General features: G+C 72.8%; 20 protein-coding genes. 13 read left to right on the forward strand and 7 right to left on the reverse strand.

Going from position 1 to position 18,480, the window contains the following annotated elements; genetic code table 11:
• Positions 1 to 130: 130 nt before the first annotated feature.
• Positions 131 to 1,060, reverse strand: a complete 930-nt coding sequence (gene mshD / locus ACFWTC_RS28140) for a mycothiol synthase (RefSeq protein ID WP_383918259.1) — start codon at positions 1,058 to 1,060, stop codon at positions 131 to 133.
• A gap of 169 nt (positions 1,061 to 1,229) precedes the next feature.
• Here mshD and ACFWTC_RS28145 point away from each other — a divergent pair, with 169 nt between their 5' ends.
• Positions 1,230 to 3,047 (forward strand): bifunctional metallophosphatase/5'-nucleotidase, encoded by a 1,818-nt coding sequence (locus tag ACFWTC_RS28145; protein ID WP_383918261.1) that lies wholly within the window; start codon positions 1,230 to 1,232, stop codon positions 3,045 to 3,047.
• A 119-nt stretch (positions 3,048 to 3,166) separates the two neighbouring features.
• Here the strand turns inward: ACFWTC_RS28145 and ACFWTC_RS28150 are convergent, their stop codons facing one another.
• Entirely contained in the window at positions 3,167 to 3,952 is a 786-nt protein-coding gene (locus ACFWTC_RS28150) for an alpha/beta fold hydrolase (protein WP_383918264.1), read from the reverse strand.
• 112 nt (positions 3,953 to 4,064) lie between these two features.
• Between ACFWTC_RS28150 and ACFWTC_RS28155 the strand changes: the two genes are divergently transcribed.
• Both ACFWTC_RS28155 and ACFWTC_RS28160 read left to right on the forward strand, forming a co-directional pair.
• Positions 4,065 to 4,688: a TetR/AcrR family transcriptional regulator gene (locus tag ACFWTC_RS28155; RefSeq protein ID WP_383918267.1), complete on the forward strand. Its 624-nt coding sequence runs from the start codon at positions 4,065 to 4,067 to the stop codon at positions 4,686 to 4,688.
• Between the two features lie 49 nt (positions 4,689 to 4,737).
• Positions 4,738 to 5,613 (forward strand): phosphatidylinositol-specific phospholipase C, encoded by an 876-nt coding sequence (locus ACFWTC_RS28160; RefSeq protein WP_383918270.1) that lies wholly within the window; start codon positions 4,738 to 4,740, stop codon positions 5,611 to 5,613.
• Here ACFWTC_RS28160 and ACFWTC_RS28165 read toward each other — a convergent pair.
• From ACFWTC_RS28165 to ACFWTC_RS28185, 5 genes are all read right to left on the reverse strand, one after another.
• Complete coding sequence (locus tag ACFWTC_RS28165; protein ID WP_383918273.1) at positions 5,593 to 7,026, reverse strand: sensor histidine kinase; 1,434 nt, start codon at positions 7,024 to 7,026, stop codon at positions 5,593 to 5,595. The genes ACFWTC_RS28160 and ACFWTC_RS28165 overlap by 21 nt on opposite strands.
• Complete coding sequence (locus ACFWTC_RS28170) at positions 7,023 to 7,757, reverse strand: response regulator transcription factor (protein WP_383918276.1); 735 nt, start codon at positions 7,755 to 7,757, stop codon at positions 7,023 to 7,025. The genes ACFWTC_RS28165 and ACFWTC_RS28170 overlap by 4 nt, the downstream gene beginning before the upstream one ends.
• 63 nt (positions 7,758 to 7,820) lie before the next feature.
• The gene (locus ACFWTC_RS28175) at positions 7,821 to 8,963 is read right to left on the reverse strand and encodes a S1C family serine protease (RefSeq protein ID WP_384029023.1); all 1,143 of its coding nucleotides are present in this window, start codon (positions 8,961 to 8,963) and stop codon (positions 7,821 to 7,823) included.
• Between the two features lie 352 nt (positions 8,964 to 9,315).
• Positions 9,316 to 10,338 (reverse strand): LacI family DNA-binding transcriptional regulator, encoded by a 1,023-nt coding sequence (locus ACFWTC_RS28180; RefSeq protein ID WP_383918282.1) that lies wholly within the window; start codon positions 10,336 to 10,338, stop codon positions 9,316 to 9,318.
• Positions 10,339 to 10,362: 24 nt separating this feature from the next.
• Positions 10,363 to 11,223: a response regulator transcription factor gene (locus tag ACFWTC_RS28185; protein ID WP_384029025.1), complete on the reverse strand. Its 861-nt coding sequence runs from the start codon at positions 11,221 to 11,223 to the stop codon at positions 10,363 to 10,365.
• Between the two features lie 484 nt (positions 11,224 to 11,707).
• On the opposite strand from ACFWTC_RS28185, the gene ACFWTC_RS28190 reads away from it, so the two are divergent.
• The 10 genes from ACFWTC_RS28190 to ACFWTC_RS28235 all read left to right on the forward strand — a co-directional run bounded on the left by ACFWTC_RS28190 (position 11,708) and on the right by ACFWTC_RS28235 (position 18,470).
• A complete protein-coding gene (locus ACFWTC_RS28190; protein WP_267724420.1) occupies positions 11,708 to 11,962 on the forward strand; it encodes a MoaD/ThiS family protein in 255 nt (84 codons plus the stop codon).
• A 10-nt stretch (positions 11,963 to 11,972) separates the two neighbouring features.
• A complete protein-coding gene (locus ACFWTC_RS28195) occupies positions 11,973 to 13,979 on the forward strand; it encodes a hypothetical protein (protein ID WP_384074768.1) in 2,007 nt (668 codons plus the stop codon).
• A 65-nt stretch (positions 13,980 to 14,044) separates the two neighbouring features.
• Positions 14,045 to 14,761: a DUF2993 domain-containing protein gene (locus ACFWTC_RS28200; RefSeq protein ID WP_383918291.1), complete on the forward strand. Its 717-nt coding sequence runs from the start codon at positions 14,045 to 14,047 to the stop codon at positions 14,759 to 14,761.
• 161 nt (positions 14,762 to 14,922) lie between these two features.
• Positions 14,923 to 15,006: a putative leader peptide gene (locus ACFWTC_RS28205; RefSeq protein WP_350206375.1), complete on the forward strand. Its 84-nt coding sequence runs from the start codon at positions 14,923 to 14,925 to the stop codon at positions 15,004 to 15,006.
• Between the two features lie 171 nt (positions 15,007 to 15,177).
• Positions 15,178 to 16,023: a sulfurtransferase gene (locus ACFWTC_RS28210; protein ID WP_383918294.1), complete on the forward strand. Its 846-nt coding sequence runs from the start codon at positions 15,178 to 15,180 to the stop codon at positions 16,021 to 16,023.
• Positions 16,024 to 16,107: 84 nt separating this feature from the next.
• The gene (locus tag ACFWTC_RS28215) at positions 16,108 to 16,398 is read left to right on the forward strand and encodes a DUF1416 domain-containing protein (protein ID WP_351271113.1); all 291 of its coding nucleotides are present in this window, start codon (positions 16,108 to 16,110) and stop codon (positions 16,396 to 16,398) included.
• Positions 16,399 to 16,580: 182 nt separating this feature from the next.
• Entirely contained in the window at positions 16,581 to 16,844 is a 264-nt protein-coding gene (locus ACFWTC_RS28220; RefSeq protein WP_351271116.1) for a DUF3099 domain-containing protein, read from the forward strand.
• Positions 16,845 to 16,863: 19 nt separating this feature from the next.
• The gene (locus ACFWTC_RS28225) at positions 16,864 to 17,100 is read left to right on the forward strand and encodes a hypothetical protein (RefSeq protein WP_383918297.1); all 237 of its coding nucleotides are present in this window, start codon (positions 16,864 to 16,866) and stop codon (positions 17,098 to 17,100) included.
• 258 nt (positions 17,101 to 17,358) lie between these two features.
• Entirely contained in the window at positions 17,359 to 17,931 is a 573-nt protein-coding gene (locus ACFWTC_RS28230) for an FABP family protein (protein ID WP_383918299.1), read from the forward strand.
• A gap of 74 nt (positions 17,932 to 18,005) precedes the next feature.
• Positions 18,006 to 18,470, forward strand: coding sequence for a Fur family transcriptional regulator (locus tag ACFWTC_RS28235; RefSeq protein WP_383918302.1), 465 nt, complete (start codon positions 18,006 to 18,008; stop codon positions 18,468 to 18,470).
• The last annotated feature ends 10 nt before the right edge of the window (positions 18,471 to 18,480 follow it).

Consider the following 18,480-nt stretch of genomic DNA (forward strand, 5'->3'; position numbering starts at 1 on the left):
TCCGCCCCGGACCCCGCGCCTCAAACGCCGGCGGGGCTGATTTTGGCCCGGCCTTGTTGCGTGCGCGGCTGGGTGGGGTCTGGGGCCCGGGGGCGGGTTCCGGTGGGCGGGGTCCCGGGCCCGGGCGGGGTCAGCTTTCGGTGCGGTACATCAGGTCCACCTCGTGGGTGGTGAAGCCGAGTCCCTCGTACACGGCGAGGGCCGCCGGGTTGTCGGCGTCCACGTACAGCATCGCCGTGGGCAGGCCCCGGTCCGCCAGGTGGCGCAGGCCGATCGCCGTGAGGGCCTTGCCGAGGCCGCCGCCCTGGGCGCCGGGGCGGACGCCGACCACGTACACCTCGCCGAGCCGGTCCGCCGCGTGGACCTTCGTCCAGTGGAATCCGACGAGCTCCCCGTCGCGCTCCGCGAGGAAGAAGCCCTCGGGGTCGAACCACGGCTGGGCGATCCGGTCGTCCAGGTCGCGCTGCGTCAGCGAGCCCTGCTCGGGGTGGTGGGCGAAGGCGGCCGCGTTCACGGCGAGCCAGGCCGCGTCGTCCGCGCCGGGGACGAAGGTGCGCACGGTCACCCCGGCCGGCAGGGCCGCCCCGGGCAGCGGGGTCGCGTCGGCGCCGAGGGGACGGCGCAGCTGGCGCAGTTCGCGGAAGAGGGTCAGGCCGAGGACCTGCGCGAGGTGCCGGGCGGCGGACTTGCCGCCGTGCGCCCACACCCGCAGCCGCTTGCCGGAGCCGGCGAGCAGGGCCGATCCCAGGGCCCGCCCGTGCCCGCGTCCGCGCAGCGCGGGGTGGACGAGGAGCTCGGCGGCCGGGGCCTCGACCGGGTCGGTGTCCTCCAGCTGCCCGTACCCCGCGAGCCGGCCGTCCGCGGTGAGCAGGAAGTGCCGGATGCCCTCGCGCGGGCCGCCGCGCAGCTGGAGCCGGCCCTGTTCGGAGACGGCGGTGGTGCCGTCCGTGCGCGCCGCGTCCTCGATCAGGGCGAGTACGGCGTCGGCCTGGTCCTCCGTCAGTTCGTCGAGGGTCTCAATCTGCCGTCCCGGCTCCAGGGCCGCTGCTGCGTCAGTCATGGCACGAGCCTACGACCGCGGGGGTCGTGCGGTGGAGCGCGGCCCGGGCGCCGGTCCGTCTTCTGCGCGTAACCACCTCGATACCCGTACCCCCCTGTCGCGCTACGCGCGTTGACCATAGGCTGCGGCGGACCTCCCAAGCTGTCTCGCTGTCCACAAAGGGGAACAAATGTCAGCGACGCCACAACGGCTCCGCCGCTCCCGCCGGTTGACCCTCACCGCCCTCGCCGTCACGGCCGGGGCCGGGGCGATGGTCGCCGCCGCACTGCCGGCCGGTGCCGCGAGTGGTGGCGGTGCGGCCAAGAGCCGGACCGTCGATGTGCAGATGCTCTCGTTCAACGATTTCCACGGCACCCTGGAGCCCCCGCAGGGCTCCTCCGGCACCGTGACCGAACGTCAGGCCGACGGCACCACCAAAGCCATACCCGCGGGCGGGGTCGAGTACCTCGCGACCAGCCTGCGCGAGGCCCGCAAGGGCCACGAGTACTCCGTCACCGCCGCCGCCGGTGACATGATCGGCGGCAGCCCGATGCTGTCCGGGCTCTTCCACGACGAGCCGAGCATCGAGGCGCTGAACAAGCTCGACCTCGACGTCTCCAGCGTCGGCAACCACGAGTTCGACGAGGGCAAGACCGAGCTGCGCCGCATGGCGTACGGCGGCTGCCACCCCGTCGAGGGCTGTTACGAGAACGGCAAGACCTTCGAGGGCGCCGAGTTCCCGTACCTCGCGGCGAACGTGACGGACGCGAAGACGAAGCGTCCGCTGATGTCGCCCACCTTCATCTGGAAGAAGGGGGACGTGAAGATCGGCTTCATCGGCGTCACCCTGGAGGGCACTCCGGACATCGTGACCGCCGAGGGCGTCAAGGGCCTGAAGTTCGGCGACGAGATCGAGTCGATCAACAAGTACGCGGCCGAGTTGAACAAGCAGGGCGTGAAGTCGATCGTCGCGCTGATCCACGAGGGCGGTCTGCCCGCGAACGGCGCGTACAACTACGACTGCGACGCCCCGGGCGCGGGCGCCGGCATCTCCGGTGCGATCGTCGACATCGCCAAGAACGTGGACCCGAAGGTCGACGCGCTGGTGACCGGCCACACGCACCAGGCGTACGCCTGCAACATCCCCGACCCGGCGGGCAACCCGCGTACGGTCACCTCGGCCGCCTCCATCGGCCGCCTGTACACGGACACCACGCTGAAGTACGACCGGCAGACCAAGGACATAGTCCGTACGCCGGTCACCTCGCCGAAGCCGGTCAACAAGGTCGTCAACCGCGAGCAGCCCAAGGCCGCGGACATGACCGAGCTGATCCAGCGCTGGAACCAGCTGGCGGCCCCGGTCGCCAACCGCCCGCAGGGCTTCATCTCGGCGGACATCCCGGGCCGCGGCTCGCCGGAGTTCGAGAAGCCGCTGGGCGACCTGATCGCCGACGCGCAGCTGGAGGCGCTGGCCCCGGCCGGCAAGGGCGGCGCGCAGCTGGCGCTCATGAACCCGGGCGGCATCCGCTCGGACCTCGCCTACAAGGCCTCGGGCCAGGAGGGCGACGGCGTCGTCACCTACGGCGAGGCCTTCACGGTCCAGCCGTTCACCAACATGATGAACGTCGTGGACCTGACCGGCGCCCAGCTGATCACCACGCTCCAGCAGCAGGTCAGCGGCCCGGTCAACGGGCCGAGCCCGAAGATCCTGCAGGTGTCGAAGGGCTTCACGTACACCCTGGACACGACGAAGGCCGGTGCGGACCGCATCGTCGTGGACTCGGTGAAGCTGAACGGCGCGCCGATCGACCCGGCCACGACCTACCGCGTCGCGATGAACGAGTTCCTGGCGGGCGGCGGTGACGGCTTCACCGTCCTGAAGGAGCACAAGAACAAGCTGGTGGGCGCGTCCGACCTGGACTGCTTCAACGCCTACCTGACGGCCAACTCCTCCGAGACGTCCCCGATCGCCCCGCCGGCGGCGAACCGGATCACGGTCGTCAAGTAGTACTCCCGTACCGCTGGTTCGACGCGCCCCGGCGCGTCCCTCACGCGAAGAGCGCGCCCGAAGGGGCGGTGGGCCGTTCGGGCCCGCCGCCCCTTCGGCGTTCCCCGTGGGGGAGGGACTCAGAGGCCGGCCAGGAACGTCCTGACCGCCTGGGTGAAGCCCTCCGGGTCCTGGAACGGGACGTAGTGCTCCGTGTCGAGGCCGACGTACGCCGTCCCCGGGCGTCGCGCGACCATCGCGTCGGCCTGGGCCTGAGGCAGGGCCGTGCTGCGCAGGCCGTGGACGAGCAGGGCCGGGCAGTCGCTCGCGAGCCAGGTGTCCCAGTGGGACCCGTACCCCTGCTCCACGGTCGCCATGGTGTCCTGCGGGTGGAACGGCAGCCGCCAGCCGGAGCCGTCGGGGAGGGGCCGCAGGAAGGGTGCGACGCCCTCGCCGAACGGACCGCAGGCCGTGACGAGTTCCTCGCGGGTCCCCGCGGTGTACGGGAGGTCGGGCAGGAAGTCGAGGAAGCCGTGGCCGAGGGGGCCCGGGATCTCCACGGGGGCGTCGACGTTGACGAGCGCGGAGACCAGGTCGGGGCGGTCGGCGGCCAGCCGGTAGGCGTTGAGCCCGCCGAGCGAGAAGCCGAGGACCGCCACGGGTGCGGCGGTGAGGCCGAGGTGTTCCAGCAGGGCGATGGCGTCGGCGACGTATCCGGCGCGGTCGTACGCGCCGGCGCGGTCGGAGTCGCCGTGGCCGCGCTGGTCGGGGGCGATGACCCGCCAGTCGTCGCCGAGGGCGGCGGCCAGGCCGGCGAAGTGGGCGCCTTCGGACAGGCCGCCGTGCAGGGCCAGGAGCGGGCGGCCGGGCCCGCCGAAGTCCAGGTAGGACAGGGTGCGGTCGTCGATCGTGAGGTCGTGGCGCATGCGTTCTCCCCGTTCTGTCTTTCGGTGTCCCCAGCCTGACAGGACTTGGGCATGTGCGCAATACGTTTGTGTAGGGCGCTTGCCCAAAACGGCCCGCGGCTACGATCCCGCCATGGGAAATCGCGAGGACCTGCTGGCCGGAGCGCGCCGCTGCCTGGAGGAGAAGGGCTATCTGCGCACGACCGTGCGCGACATCGCCGCGGCCTCGCAGGTGAGCATGGCCGCGATCGGCTACCACTTCGGCTCGCGCGAGGCGCTGCTGAACCAGGCGCTCTTCGCGGCCGTCGACGAGTGGAGCGACGCCGTCGGCGGGCTCGCGGGGGAGGGCGAGAGCGCCGAGGAGCGGTTCGCCGACATGTGGGACCGCAAGGTGCGCAACTTCGGCGAGCTGCGCTGGCTGTGGATCGCCAACGTGGAGGCCTTCGTGCACGCGCAGTCCTCGCCGGAGCTGCTCGCCGCGCTGGCCGCCGGCCAGCGCGCCGCCCGCCCGCACGTGGCCGCGCTGCTGCGGGGGGTGCCTGAGTCCGAGGTGGCCGAGGCCGACGCCCGGAGCCTGGGATCGGTGCAGATCGCGCTGATGACCGGGGTGATGGTGCAGGCTCTGACCGATCCGGAGCAGGCGCCGACCGGCCGGGAGCTGGTGGCGGGGCTGCGCGGGCTGGCCGGGCTGCTGGACGAGGGGGGCGCGGCCCGTACGCCGCCCGGATCCGGTGCTGCCGGCGGGTCGCATTCCTGAGGTGTTCACGCCATAATCCGCCCATCACCGGGTCGGCGAAGGGGCGGACATGGGACTGGACCGGCGGGCATTTCTGGTCGGAGCACTGGCGGCGGGCACCGGCGCGGCGACCGGACTGGGGACGGCGGCCCCCGCCTCCGCCAGGACGCGCGGCACCCAGGACTGGATGGCGGGCCTCGGCGACGCCACGCCCCTCCAGCGGATGACCATCCCCGGCACCCACGACTCCGGTGCCACCAAGGGCGGTCTCTACGTCGCCTGCCAGAACACCTCGATCGCGCAGCAGCTCGACTCCGGCATCCGCTTCCTCGACGTCCGCTGCCGGGTCACGGGCGGATCGTTCGCCATCCACCACGCGGCCTTCTTCCAGGACCTGATGTTCGGCGACGTCCTGGTGGCCTGCTGGAACTTCCTCGCCGCCCACCCCTCCGAGACCGTCCTCATGCGGGTCAAGCAGGAGTACTCCGGCGACAGCGACGCCACCTTCCGCGCGGTCTTCGACGACTACCTCGACAACCGGGGCTGGCGCCCGCTCTTCCGCATCGCCGACACCCTGCCGACCCTCGGCCAGGCCCGCGGCAAGGTCGTCCTCCTCGCCGACAACGGCGGCCTGCCCGGCCTGCGCTACGGCGACGGCAACGTCTTCGACATCCAGGACGAGTACAATGCCGAGCCCTTCGCCAAGCGCGGCAAGATCGAGAACCACTTCCGCCGCGCCGTCCAGCAGCCCGGCAAGCTCTTCGTCAACTACGCCAGCACCGCCGCCTACATGCCGCCCCGCTGGAACTCCGACCGCCTGAACCCCCAGGTCCACGGCTTCGTCGACGGCGGCGAGATGGCCGGCCGCACGGGCCTCGGCATCGTCCCGATGGACTTCCCGAACACCCGGGGCGGCCTGGTCGCCTCACTGATCCGGCACAACTGACGGCGGCGGGGCCGGCGCGCCCGGGATGCGGAGCACCGCCTCCGTGCCCGGGCCGCCGTCCCGGGCCGCGCGCAGCAGCGCCGTGCCGCCCGCGCGCTGCACCGTACGGGCCACGATCGACAGGCCCAGCCCGCTGCCGGGCAGGGCGCGCGCCGACGGGGAGCGCCAGAACCGCTCGAAGACGTGCGGGAGGTCCTCGGCCGGGATGCCCGGCCCGTGGTCCCGTACGGTCAGCGCGCCCGCCCGCAGCGTCACCTCGACCGTGCCGCCCGGCGGGCTGAACTTCACCGCGTTGTCCAGGACGTTGACCACCGCCCGCTCCAGCGCGGGCGCCTCGCCCCGTACGTACCAGGGCTCCAGGGCGGAGCTGAAGTCCAGCTCCGGGCCGCGCAGCCGGGCCCGGGACAGCGCGGTCCCGGCGATCTCGTGCAGCGCCACCACCCCGAGCGGGCCGGGGGGGACCGCGTCCGGCCGGGACAGCTCCTGGAGGTCCCCGATCAGCGCGGCGAGCTCCGTCATCTGCGCCTTCACCGAGGCCAGCAGCTCCCTGCGGTCCTCGGGCGGGATGGCCCGCCCGGTGTCCTCGCTGCGGGCGAGCAGCTCGATGTTCGTACGGAGCGAGGTGAGCGGGGTGCGCAGCTCGTGCCCGGCGTCCGCGATCAGCCGGGCCTGGCGCGTCTGGGAGGAGGCGAGCGCGGCCGTCATGGAGTTGAAGGACCGCGACAGGCGGGCGATCTCGTCGTCGCCGTCGTCGGGGATCCGTACGGTCAGGTCCTCGGTCCGGGCGATGTGCTCGACGGCGTCGGTCAGCTCGTCGACCGGCCGCAGCCCCGTACGGGCCACCCACAGTCCGGCGGCGCCCGCGCCGACCACGCCGACGCCGGACACGAACAGCAGCACCCAGGCCAGGGTGGACAGCGGCTTGTCGATGTCGGCGAGCGGCTTGGCGATGGAGATGCCGAACACGGGCCCGCCGGACACCACCTGCGCGGGCGTCGTGTAGACGCGCATGTCGACGCCGTCGGAGGTCGTCACGTCCTGCAGGGTGGCCCGCCGCTTGCCCGCCGCGATCTCCTTGTCGACGGCGGTCACGGGCAGGGTCGCCGGCCCGCTCACCCAGCAGTGCCCGCCCTGGGCGGTGACGATCTGGACCGTCGCGTTCAGGTTCCCGGCGATGTCCTGCTGCGACTCGGCGGGGCGGGTCACGCAGCGCCCCCCGTCCAGTACCCGCCCCACCTGCGGGTTCGGGTTGGTGGCCATCAGCGAGCGGTCCAGCTGGTCCCGCAGCTGGGCCCGCACCATCACCCAGGACACCGCCGCCACGGCGGCCACGGCGACCGCCACCGCGACCGCGACCAGCAGCGCCAGCCGGGAGCGCAGCGGCAGCGCGCGGAACCTGGCCGTCGGGCTCACTCGGGCCCGCTCTCGCCGGCGCGCAGCACGTAGCCCACCCCGCGCACGGTGTGGACGACGCGGGGCTCGCCGCCGGCCTCGGTCTTGCGGCGCAGGTACATCACGTACACGTCCAGGGAGTTGGAGCTGGGCTCGAAGTCGAAGCCCCACACGGTCTTGAGGATCTGCTCGCGGGTCAGGACCTGGCGCGGGTGCGCGAGGAACATCTCCAGCAGGGTGAACTCGGTACGGGTCAGCTCCACCGGCCGCCCGGCCCGGGTGACCTCGCGGGTGGCGAGGTCCATGCGCAGGTCGCCGAAGACCAGCGCGTCCTCGTGCTCCGCGCCGCCGCTCCGCGGGGTGGCGTACGAGCTGCGGCGCAGCAGGGCCCTGACCCGGGCGAACAGCTCGTCGAGCTCGAACGGCTTGACGAGGTAGTCGTCGGCGCCCGCGTCGAGGCCGGTGACGCGGTCGCCGACGGTGTCCCGGGCGGTGAGCATCAGGACGGGGGTCACGCCGCCGGCGGCGCGCAGCCGGCGGGCCGCGGTCAGGCCGTCCATCCGGGGCATCTGGATGTCCAGCACGATCAGGTCGGGAGCGTACGAGGCCGCCTTGTCGAGGGCGTCGATCCCGTCGACGGCGGTCTCCACGGCGTACCCCTCGAAGGCGAGACTGCGGCGCAGGGCCTCGCGCACGGCCGGCTCGTCGTCGACGACGAGGATGCGCTGCTGGTCGCCTTCGGCGGCGTTCATGGATGCTCCCCCAGGGGTGTGCGGTCGGTGCGCGGCGGCGCCTTCCAGCCTCGCACGGGCGGGCTAGTAGGAGGTGCCGAAGCCGTTCGCGGCGGAGCCGGTGCCGTCGTCGCCGCTGCCCTGGCCGGCGCCCGGGCCGCCCTTGCGGAGGGAGTCGAGGTCGGCCTTGACGGTGTCGACCGGGATGGCGAAGCCGAGGCCGACGCTGCCGGCGCCGGCAGCGTCGCTGGACGGGGAGTAGATCGCGGACGGCATGCCCACGATCTCGCCGTTCATGTTGACGAGGGCGCCGCCGGAGTTGCCGGGGTTGAGCGAGGCGTCCGTCTGGATGGCCTTGTACGAGGTGGTCTCCGAGCCGGTGTTCCCGTTGAACTGCCGGCCGCCGTAGGAGAACGGGAAGCCGCCTCCCTGCTGCTGGCTCTGCGGGGACTGCTGCTCCGACTTCGGCACGTTCACCTCGCGCTCCAGCGCGGAGACGATGCCGCTGGTGACGGTGCCGGTGAGGCGGTCGGGGGAGCCGATGGCGACGACCTGGTCGCCGACCTTCAGACCGCCGGAGTTGCCGAGCTTGGCGGGCTTGAGGCCGCTCGCCCCCTCGAGCTTGATCAGGGCGAGGTCCTTGTCGGGATCGGTGCCGACGATCTTGGCACCGTACTTCGTGCCGTCGCTCATCGTCACCTGGATCTCCGAGGCACCGCTGATCACGTGGTTGTTGGTGACGATCTCGCCGTCCGCGGTGAGCACGATGCCGGAACCGGTGCCCTGGCCGGAGCCGGTGCGCGTGTCGATGCGGACCACGGAGGGGCTGACCTGCTCGGCGACGCCGGAGACGGTGCCGATGTTGGACTGCGAGACGTTGGAGCCGCTGACCCCGCCCCCGGAGCCGGCGGCCGAGTGGCCGACGAACTGCTGGACGGCGGCCGCGGTGCCGCCGCCGATGACGGCCGCGGCGAGCGCCACGGCGGCCAGCAGCGCGACCGGCTTCCTGGCCCGCGGCGAGGGCGCCGCGTGGGCGGGGCCGCTCCAGGCGGTGGTCGCCGGGGGCGCCGTCTCGCCCTGCATGACCGGGGGCCGGTGCGCCTCGTGCCAGCCGGGCGCGGGGGCGGGCGGATACGCGGGCGGCGGCGGGTACGAGGCCCCCGCCGCGTCCTGGGCCGGGCGGTTCTCCTGCGGGTACTCGCCTTCGCGGCGGAAGCTGTCGGTCATGTCTCAGACTCTGTCCGCGGATCATGAGAGCTTCCTGAGCCTGGCCTGAGAAGCCCGACAGAACCGCGTATGCCCGATATAAGGACCCGCGAGAAGCCGCCCGCCGCCCCTCTACCGCCCCGAACCCCATCCGTCACGACCTCGAACCCCGCGGCCCGCTATAAAGCGCCGAGCCGACACGTCCGAGCCGACAGCGCCCACATCCAGCCCCGCCGGCGTTTGAGGCGCGGGGTTCGGGGCGGAGCCCCGAGAAGCCGGCCCGCAGGGAGAAAACGCACGGGGCCGGGGCCCAGGGGACCTGGGGCGCACGGCGCCGGCCGAGCCGGAGCACACCCCCACCGACCGCCGGAAGCTACCGGCAGCCGCACGACCGCCGGATCACCAGCGCCGACGGGAACTGCTTCAGCCGCTCCCGCCGCGACCCCGCGACCCGCAGCCCGTCGTCCAGCACCAGGTCCACCGCGGCCCGCGCCATCGCCGGGCGGTCGGAGGCGATCGTCGTCAGCGGCGGGTCCGTCAGGGCCGCCTCCTTGACGTCGTCGAACCCGGCCACGGCCAGCTCGCCCGGCACGTCGATGCGCAGCTCCCGGGCGGCCCGCAGGACGCCGATCGCCTGGTCGTCCGTCGCGCAGAAGATCGCCGGGGGGCGGTCCGGCCCGGAAAGGACCTCCAGGGCCACCTGGTACGCGTCGTAGCGGTTGTACGGGGCCTGGAACAGCCGGCCCTCCACCGAGCGGCCGGACTCCAGCATGGCCCGGCGCCAGCCCTCGACGTGGTCGGCCACCGGGTCGCCCACCTCGGGGGTGTTCTCCACGCCGCCGAGGCAGGCCACGTACGGGTGCCCGTGCTCCAGCAGGTGGCGGGTGGCGAGCTGGGCGCCGCCGATGTCGTCCGTGACGACGGCGACGTCGTCGATCGCCTCGGGACGCTCGTGCAGCAGCACGATCCGCGCGTCCCAGGCCTCGATCTCGGAGGCCGCGCGCTCGCTCATGCCCTGGCTGACCAGGATCAGGCCCGAGACCCGCATGCCGAGGAACGCCCGGAGGTAGTGGACCTCGCGCTCGTCGCGGTAGTCGGAGTTCCCGACCAGGACCATCTTTCCGCGCTCGGCGGCGGCCTGCTCGACCGCGTGCGCCATCTCCGCGAAGAACGGCTGCCGGGCGTCCGGGACGATCATGCCTATGAGGTCGGTGCGCCGTGAGGCCATCGCCTGGGCGACCCGGTCCGGGCGATAGCCCAGCTCCTTGATCGCGGCGAGGACACGCTCGCGCGTGGCCGGGGCAACCGGCCGGGGTCCGTTGTTGATGACGTAGCTCACGACGGCGGTAGAGGTACCCGCAAGTCGCGCCACGTCATCCCGCGTCACCTTGGCCACGCGCGGCAGTCTACGCGGGGTGACCTACCTCTGGGCAGGGCGTCCTGCGGAGTGGATGCTCACAGGGTCTTCGGCCGCCCGGGTGACGGCCGGGGCGTCCTGGGCGGCGTCCTGGGCGGCGTTCTGCGAGGCCGCCCGGGAGGTGGCTGAGGCGGTTTGCGCCGCCAGCTGCGCCGCCGCCTGGGCCGCGGCCTCCGCCGCCGCCCGCTCGACCTTCTCGGGAGTGACGAAGCGGTAGCCGACGTTGCGGACCGTGCCGATCAGCGACTCGTGCTCGGGACCCAGTTTGGCGCGCAGCCGCCGTACGTGGACGTCCACCGTCCGGGTGCCGCCGAAGTAGTCGTAGCCCCAGACTTCCTGGAGCAGCTGGGCGCGGGTGAAGACCCGGCCCGGGTGCTGCGCGAGGTACTTCAGCAGCTCGAACTCCTTGAAGGTCAGGTCCAGGACCCGGCCCTTCAGCTTGGCCGAGTACGTCGCCTCGTCGACCGACAGGTCGCCGTTGCGGATCTCCATCGGGGAGTCGTCCGAGCCCATCTGCTGGCGGCCCGTGGCCAGCCGCAGCCGCGCCTCGACCTCGGCGGGGCCCGCGGTGTCCAGGAGTACGTCGTCGATGCCCCAGTCGGCGGTGACGGCCGCCAGGCCGCCCTCGGTGACGACGAGGAGCAGCGGGCAGCCCGGCCCGGTGGAGCGGAGCAGCTGGCACAGCGACCTCACCTGCGGCAGGTCGCGGCGGCCGTCGACGAGGATCACGTCGGCGCCGGGGGTGTCCACGAGGGCGGGGCCCTCGGCGGGTGCCACCCGGACGTTGTGCAGCAGCAGGCCGAGGGCGGGCAGCACCTCGGTCGACGGCTGCAGGGCGTTGGTCAGCAGCAGGAGAGAGCTCATGCCCGATCACCTGCCCGGGTCGGGCGGTCGAACACGGTTCGCTGGTCCATCACGTCGGTTCCTCCTCGGTCCCGTCGAGGACGTGCGCGGTACTGCTTCGTACGTAGTGCGTGCGTCGTGCGTGCGTCGTGCCTCGTGCCTCGTGTGCGGTGTCCCGGCCGGCCCCGCGCCCTGAGGCCCGGAGGGACACCACGTTCTCGTTCTGTTCAACGCGCTGAAAGCACAAAAGGACCCGGGGGCAACGTTGCCCGGATCCTCTTCGCAGCAGAATAGCCCACCGGCGCTTTCGTGGCCGAGGCTTCTACCGATACCGATTCTGTGGTTCCTGCCACGCCCTGCCCTGTGTATGCCCCGGTTTCACCTGATCGACGGCCCTCCGGCGGACCCTCCGGGTGCACGCGGGGCGCGTGGATGCGCGTGGGAGCGGGGGGTAGGAGGGGTCATCATGGAGGCCGACGGTAGAGAGCCGACGATAGGAGCAGCAGTGGCAACCGGAACCATCCGCTACTGGGCGGCGGCCAAGTCCGCGGCCAAGACGGCGGAGGAGCCGTACTCGGCGCGCACCCTGGCCGAGGCGCTCGACGCCGTGCGGGAACGCCACCCCGGGGAGCTGACCCGGGTCCTGCTGCGCTGCTCCTTCCTTGTGAACGAAGAGCCTGTGGGCAAGCGCCCGCACGATTCCGTCCAGCTGACCGAGGGGGGCACCGTCGAGGTGCTCCCGCCGTTCGCGGGCGGGTGAGCGGGAGCCGATGAGTACGCCCGAAGAACACCAGCGACAGCAGCACGCGCAGGCCCAGGCCCAGGCTCAGGCCGCCCGGGCCGAGGCGCAGGCGCAGCCGCAGCCGCAGGACCCGTACGGGACCCAGACCTGGCAGTCCGACACCTGGGACACCAGCTACCAGCCGGTGCACGTGCCGCAGGGCGAGGCCCCCGGCCGTCCGGTGGCGCCCGAGGGGTGGTTCCGCGACGAGGCCCCCGCTGAGGTCGCCGGTGGCCCGGGAACCGGCGCCGCGCCGGACGCCGGGTCGTACGGGCAGCCGTACGCGGCCCCGGCGGACCCGCGACAGCAGGCCCAGCCCGGGCCGCAGTCGTACGGGCAGCAGCCCGAGCAGGGGTACCCGCAGCAGCAGGCCCCGCAGGCCCCGCAGCCGCAGGCGTACCCGCAGGCGGCCGCCCAGGCCCAGCAGCCCGGGCCGCAGTCCTACGGGCAGCAGGACCAGCAGGGGTACGGGCAGCAGGACCAGCAGCCGCAGCCGCAGGCGTACCCGCAGGCGGCCGCTCGCGACGGGTGGTCCCGCGACGAGGCGCAGGCGGCCGCGCCCGCCCCCGGCTGGCCGCAGGACGGCGGCACGGCGGCCCCCGCCGCCGCCGAGACGGCGTACCTCCCGCCCTACCGGGAGACCCCGGCCGAGGCGACGGCGTACCTGCCGCCGTACCAGGAGGCCCCGGCCGAGGCGACGGCGTACCTGCCGCCGTACCAGGAGGCCCCGGCCGAGGCGACGGCGTACCTGCCGCCGTACCGGGCCGAGGACCAGGACCGGGCAGGGGAGCGGGAGCAGGCTTCCGCGGCGCCGGAGGGGTGGTTCCGCGACGAGGCTCCGGCCCCGCGGGAGACCGCCCCCCGGGAGACCGCCCACCAGGCCCCCGCCCACCAGGCCCCGGCCCCCCAGGCCCCGGCCCCCCAGGCCCCCGCCCAGGACTGGTCCCATGGCGGCGGCGGCGCCGCCACCGGCTGGCCGGAGGCCTCCGCCGCCGAGCAGACGGCGTACCTGCCGCCCCAGGCCGCCGAACCGGCGCCCGAGCGGTCCGCGCCCGCGGGCCCGGCCGCCGCCGGGCAGCCCGCGGGCCCGGCCGCCGCGCAGACGGCCTACCTGCCGCCCTACCCCGGTCCCGGGGCCGCCCCGGCCCGGGGTCCGGCCCACGCCGCGCCCGCTCCCGCGGAGGAGGCCGGGGAGGAGCCCGCGTACTCCCCGCCGACCCTCGCCGGGAACACCCTGCGGGCCGTCGACCCCGCCCAGGCCCGCGCCGAGGGCCGGTCGCCGATCATCGACCCCGGCCCGCAGCCCGCCCTGCTGACCGCCGCCCTCGGGGTGCTGCTCGCCGCGGCCGCCGCCTTCGGGACGTACGCCCTGCTCGTGCCGCTGGTCGCCCTCCAGGGGCTCACCGCGGCCGGCTGGTTCCGCCTCAACGGCATGTGGCCGGCCCGCCAGGGCATCGCCCTCGCCTTCGCCGGGGCCCTGGTCGCCGACGCGGCCGTGCTCGCGGTGGACGACCCGTACGGGCCCGGCGCGATCGTCGGCACCCTCGGCGCCTGGGTGCTGCTCACCCTCGTGCTCCAGCTGCGCAGCCACGCCGACCCCGACGAGCGGATGTACGGGCTGATGGCCTCGGTGGCCTCCGCCGCCCTCGCGATCGTCTGCGCCGGCTACCTGGCCGCGGACTCCGCCGCCGTCACCGTCGGCGCGGCCGCCGTCGCGGTCGCCGTCGTCGCCCGCGCCCTGCCGCTGCCCACCGCGCCCTCCGTCGGCCTCTCGCTGGCTGCCGCCGCCGGGGCCGGCATCGCAGTCGGCGGGCTGAACTCCCTCGGGGCGGGCGGGGCCCTGGTCGGCCTCGTCGCCGGGGTGTGCGCGCTGATCGGGCTGCGCGTGGCGGCGTACGACTACCCGTCGAAGTTCGTCCACATGACGGCCGGGGTCGCGCTGCCGCTGGCGGCCGCCGCGCCCGCCGTGTACCTGATCGGGCGGGTGGTGGGCTGATCCCTGCTCGACAACGGGCATGGTCAACTAGGCGCACGAACCGACAAGTAGCAGGGGAGGGGCACGTGCGCTTTCTACGTGTGGTCGTGATCATCGGTGTGGTTATGGGGGCGCTCTTCGTCGGCGCGGACCGCTGGGCGGCCGGGTACGCCGAGAACCAGCTCGCGGACCGGATCCAGTCCCGCCAGGGCCTGGCGGGCACCGCGGAGGTGGAGATACACGGCTTCCCGTTCCTGACCCAGGCGGCCAGCCGGGACCTGGACCGGGTCGACCTGAAGCTGCGCGGCGTCGAGGCGATGGCGGACGGCCGCAAGACCCGCCTCGCGGAGCTCGACGCGAGCTTCCGCGGCGTGACCCTGAACGGGGACTACACGCGCGGCACCGCCCGGCGTGCCGAGGGCAGCGCCCTCATCACGTACGCCGACCTGACCGCGGCCTCGCAGACGGGCGCGACCCTCGCCTACGGCGGCGCGCCGGGCAAGGTGAAGGTCACCGCGGGGATCGAGGTGCTCGGCAAGTCCCTGACGCGCAGCGTGGTGTCGACCGTCACCCTGGAGGACGCGAAGGACGGCAAGGGCGGCAAGGTCGTCCGGGTGCACGCCGAAGAGGTGCCCGGCGAGGGCATCCCCGGGATCGAGGGCCTGGTCCGCAAGAAGACCGACTTCGACCGCCGGCTCGACGGCGGACTGCCCGCGGGTCTCCGGCTGTCGTCCCTGACCTCCGACGAGACCGGTGTTCACCTCGCGCTGAGCGGCTCGAACGTGGTGTTGGCCGGATCGTGAGACGGTGCGGTCCGATCCGCAGATGGACGGGCCGCGAGAAGGGCTCCGGGAGCGGTGCGGCGGCCGCCCGGGGCCCTCGTATCCCAATATCCGGACGATCCTGTCTCGGTATATGACACACCGGTGACAGGGCGGCCGATTCGTCCCTACGATCCATGCCTATGAAGCATCAGCAGGCGGACCTCACGAAGCGGCGGGCAGTAGACCTGTGTCGCGTCGCCGCCATGCTCTGTCGATCCATGTGACCTGTGGAGCGCATCCGCTCCACCAGCCGGACGACGGCTTTCCCGCGTGACCGCACCTGCTCCCGATCCCCTGACGCCTCCCCGCGCAGGACCGGGCGAGCGCATCCGGAACGCACGCACCCCGCAGCACCCGCAGCACAGCCCGCCGCACACTGCCCGGAGGAGAACACCATGAGCCGCAGCGACGTCCTCGTAGACGCCGACTGGGTCGAGGCCCACCTGAACGACGCGAACGTCGTCATCGTCGAGGTGGACGAGGACACGTCCGCCTACGACAAGAACCACATCACCAACGCCGTCCGGATCGACTGGAAGAGCGACCTCCAGGACCCGGTCCGCCGTGACTTCGTGGACCAGGAGGGCTTCGAGAAGCTCCTCTCCGCCAAGGGCATCTCCAACGACGACACCGTCGTCCTCTACGGCGGCAACAACAACTGGTTCGCGTCCTACGCCTACTGGTACTTCAAGCTCTACGGCCACCAGGACGTGAAGCTCCTCGACGGCGGCCGCAAGAAGTGGGAGCTCGACTCCCGCGACCTGGTCGACGGCAAGGAGGTCCCGAACCGCCCGGCCACCGACTACAAGGCCAAGCCGCAGGACACGTCCATCCGCGCCTTCCGTGACGACGTCACGGCCGCGATCGGCTCCCTGAACCTGGTCGACGTCCGCTCGCCCGACGAGTTCTCCGGCAAGCTGCTCGCCCCGGCGCACCTCCCGCAGGAGCAGTCGCAGCGCCCCGGCCACGTGCCGACCGCCCGCAACATCCCGTGGTCGAAGAACGCCAACGACGACGGCACCTTCAAGTCGGACGACGAGCTGACCGCCCTCTACGAGGCCGAGCAGGTCGACCTGGCGAAGGACACCATCGCCTACTGCCGCATCGGTGAGCGCTCCGCGCTCACGTGGTTCGTGCTGCACGAGCTCCTGGGCCAGGAGAACGTCAGGAACTACGACGGCTCGTGGACCGAGTACGGCTCCCTGGTCGGCGTGCCGATCGAGCTCGGCCCCAACAAGTAACCCAGCAGTCGACCTGCAAGGCGACCCTGCCGGGCACGCAGGGCCCGTAGTCACGTACGACCTCTCTAGGACAGGACAGAGAACATGTGTGGAGCACAGATCGGCGGGCCCGACCTCGCGACGCTGAAGCCCGGTGAGACCGCCATCCAGGGCCAGATCACCCAGGGCGGCGAGCCGGTGTCCGGCTACGTCCGCCTGCTGGACTCGACCGGCGAGTTCACCGCCGAAGTTCCGACCTCGGCGACCGGCCAGTTCCGCTTCTACGCGGCGACCGGCTCCTGGACGCTGCGCGCGCTCGTTCCGGGCGGCACGGCCGACCGCAACGTCGTGGTCGCCGACGCCGGCGGCGTGACGGACGTGGCGATCGCGGTCTGACCACCGCTCCGCGCACCACTGCCTCACCGCGCACCACTGCGTAACCGCGTGACCGTATAACCGCAGAGCCGGCCGAAGGGCCGCACCCCCGGGGGTTGGACGCCACTGGATCGGGGTGCGGCCCTTCGTGCCGTCCGCGTCCGCGCACTTGTCAGCGGGGCGCAGCGCCCTACGCTGGAGGTATGTACGCCCGGCGCCGACGCGTCTACTTCCTGCTCATGGGCGGATGCCTGTTCCTCTTCGTCTCCGCCTGGTCCTTCGTGCGCCTGTGGTCGGTGGAGGCCGCGGTGGCCCTCTGCGTGGTCGCCATGGTCATCCCGCCGGTCGCCGCGATGATCGCCAACCGGCGCGGACCGGACGACCGCTGGTGGGACGACCCCTCGGGTGACCCGAAGTCGGACGAGTGGTGGGACGAACTGGACGGAAAGCGGCGCCGCGAGCCGTGAAACCCGGTGAGACAACGGCGTGAACCGGATCGAGACCGACGGTGTCTGGGGCCGGGCCCGGATCGACCAGTCGGTCCCGGACGCCACCGGGGTCTCGGTCCACGAGGAGGCCGTCCCGGTGGGCGACGAGAAGATCAGGGTCGGGTGCGTCCAGTCCGGTGACGTCCAGGCGGTGATCCTCCAGACCCGGAAGGGCGATCTGCCCTCCGTGCCGCTCCACCAGACGGTGATCCTCCAGGGTCAGCTGCTCAGCTGAGGCCCGTACGGGCCACCTCGCCAGAGTGCGCCGGTCCCCGGGCCAGTAGGCTTGGGGACCGGCCCGTACACCGCACCGAATCCTCCGAGGAGCACCCCGTGCTTGAGGCAGTCTTCACCTCCCTGCTGGTCCTGGTCTGCGTCGGCGTGATGGCCTTCACCGGTCTCGCCGTCAAGAAGCTGTACCAGGGTCAGCGCTGAGCGTCCGCGCAGCTGACCGCCCCGGAACCCCTCCGACAGATCGCCTGAGCAGCCATTCATGATCCAGATCCCGTCCGACCTGAACCCGGGCCTCGTCCCGCTCGCCTTCCTCCTCGGCACCTGGGAGGGCGCGGGAGTCTTCGACTTCCCCGGTGAGGAGAAGTGCAACTTCGGCCAGGAGGTCGTCTTCAGCCACGACGGCCGGGACTTCCTGGAGTACAGCTCCCACACCTGGGTCCTCGACGCCGAGGGCGAGAAGGTACGGCCGCTGGAGTCCGAGTCGGGCTACTGGCGCATCGACAAGGACCGCAAGGTCGAGATCGTCATGGTCCGCGACCAGGGCGTCGTCGAGGTCTGGTACGGCGAGCTCGCCGACCAGAAGCCCCAGATCGACCTGGCCACCGACGCGGTCGCCCGCACCGCGGCCTCCGGCCCGTACAGCGGCGGCAAGCGGCTCTACGGGTACGTGAAGAGCGACCTGATGTGGGTCGGCGAGAAGGCCACCCCCGACGTCGAGCTGCGCCCGTACATGTCGGCCCAGCTGAAGAAGGTCGTCACGCCCGAGGAGGTCGCCGAGATGGCGCGCAACCTCCCGGACATGCCGGACGACGGCATCGCCTTCTTCCGCTGACCCGTATCCGCGGGCTGTACGACGAGGGACCGCGGGACCGCCCGCGGTCCCCTCCCCGCGCTTACACTGGCCGGGTGGTGAGGACCGAGCACGCCAAAGGCACCGAGGGCACCGACTGGAAGACCGACCTGCGCCAGCGCGGGTACCGGCTCACTCCCCAGCGCCAGCTCGTGCTGGAGGCCGTCGACCACCTGGAGCACGCCACCCCGGACGAGATCCTCGTCCAGGTGCGCAAGACCGCCTCCGGGATCAACATCTCCACCGTGTACCGGACGCTGGAGCTCCTGGAGGAGCTCGCGCTCGTCTCGCACGCGCACCTCGGCCACGGCGCCCCCACCTACCACCTGGCCGACCGGCACCACCACATGCACCTGGTCTGCCGGGACTGCGCCGACGTGATCGAGGCCGACGTGGACGTCGCCGCCGAGTTCACCGCCAAGCTCCGCGCGACCTTCGGGTTCGAGACCGACATGAAGCACTTCGCGATCTTCGGCCTCTGCAAGAAGTGCGCGGCGGCACACCGTGCCGCGCAGGCGTAGCTGAGTCGTA

The sequence above is a fragment of the Streptomyces sp. NPDC058619 genome, assembly GCF_042717785.1.
Lineage (GTDB): Bacteria > Actinomycetota > Actinomycetes > Streptomycetales > Streptomycetaceae > Streptomyces.

Excerpts from the sequence above, each read along its gene's own strand:
- ACFWTC_RS28205 (WP_350206375.1), top strand. The coding sequence starts at position 14,923 with ATGAAGCATCAGCAGGCGGACCTCACGAAGCGGCGGGCAGTAGACCTG.
- ACFWTC_RS28185 (WP_384029025.1), bottom strand. The coding sequence starts at position 11,223 with ATGAGCTCTCTCCTGCTGCTGACCAACGCCCTGCAGCCGTCGACCGAG.
- ACFWTC_RS28215 (WP_351271113.1), top strand. The coding sequence starts at position 16,108 with ATGTGTGGAGCACAGATCGGCGGGCCCGACCTCGCGACGCTGAAGCCC.
- ACFWTC_RS28175 (WP_384029023.1), bottom strand. The coding sequence starts at position 8,963 with ATGACCGACAGCTTCCGCCGCGAAGGCGAGTACCCGCAGGAGAACCGC.
- ACFWTC_RS28145 (WP_383918261.1), top strand. The coding sequence starts at position 1,230 with ATGTCAGCGACGCCACAACGGCTCCGCCGCTCCCGCCGGTTGACCCTC.
- ACFWTC_RS28155 (WP_383918267.1), top strand. The coding sequence starts at position 4,065 with ATGGGAAATCGCGAGGACCTGCTGGCCGGAGCGCGCCGCTGCCTGGAG.
- ACFWTC_RS28150 (WP_383918264.1), bottom strand. The coding sequence starts at position 3,952 with ATGCGCCACGACCTCACGATCGACGACCGCACCCTGTCCTACCTGGAC.
- mshD (WP_383918259.1), bottom strand. The coding sequence starts at position 1,060 with ATGACTGACGCAGCAGCGGCCCTGGAGCCGGGACGGCAGATTGAGACC.
- ACFWTC_RS28195 (WP_384074768.1), top strand. The coding sequence starts at position 11,973 with ATGAGTACGCCCGAAGAACACCAGCGACAGCAGCACGCGCAGGCCCAG.
- ACFWTC_RS28210 (WP_383918294.1), top strand. The coding sequence starts at position 15,178 with ATGAGCCGCAGCGACGTCCTCGTAGACGCCGACTGGGTCGAGGCCCAC.
- ACFWTC_RS28220 (WP_351271116.1), top strand. The coding sequence starts at position 16,581 with ATGTACGCCCGGCGCCGACGCGTCTACTTCCTGCTCATGGGCGGATGC.
- ACFWTC_RS28170 (WP_383918276.1), bottom strand. The coding sequence starts at position 7,757 with ATGAACGCCGCCGAAGGCGACCAGCAGCGCATCCTCGTCGTCGACGAC.
- ACFWTC_RS28160 (WP_383918270.1), top strand. The coding sequence starts at position 4,738 with ATGGGACTGGACCGGCGGGCATTTCTGGTCGGAGCACTGGCGGCGGGC.
- ACFWTC_RS28230 (WP_383918299.1), top strand. The coding sequence starts at position 17,359 with ATGATCCAGATCCCGTCCGACCTGAACCCGGGCCTCGTCCCGCTCGCC.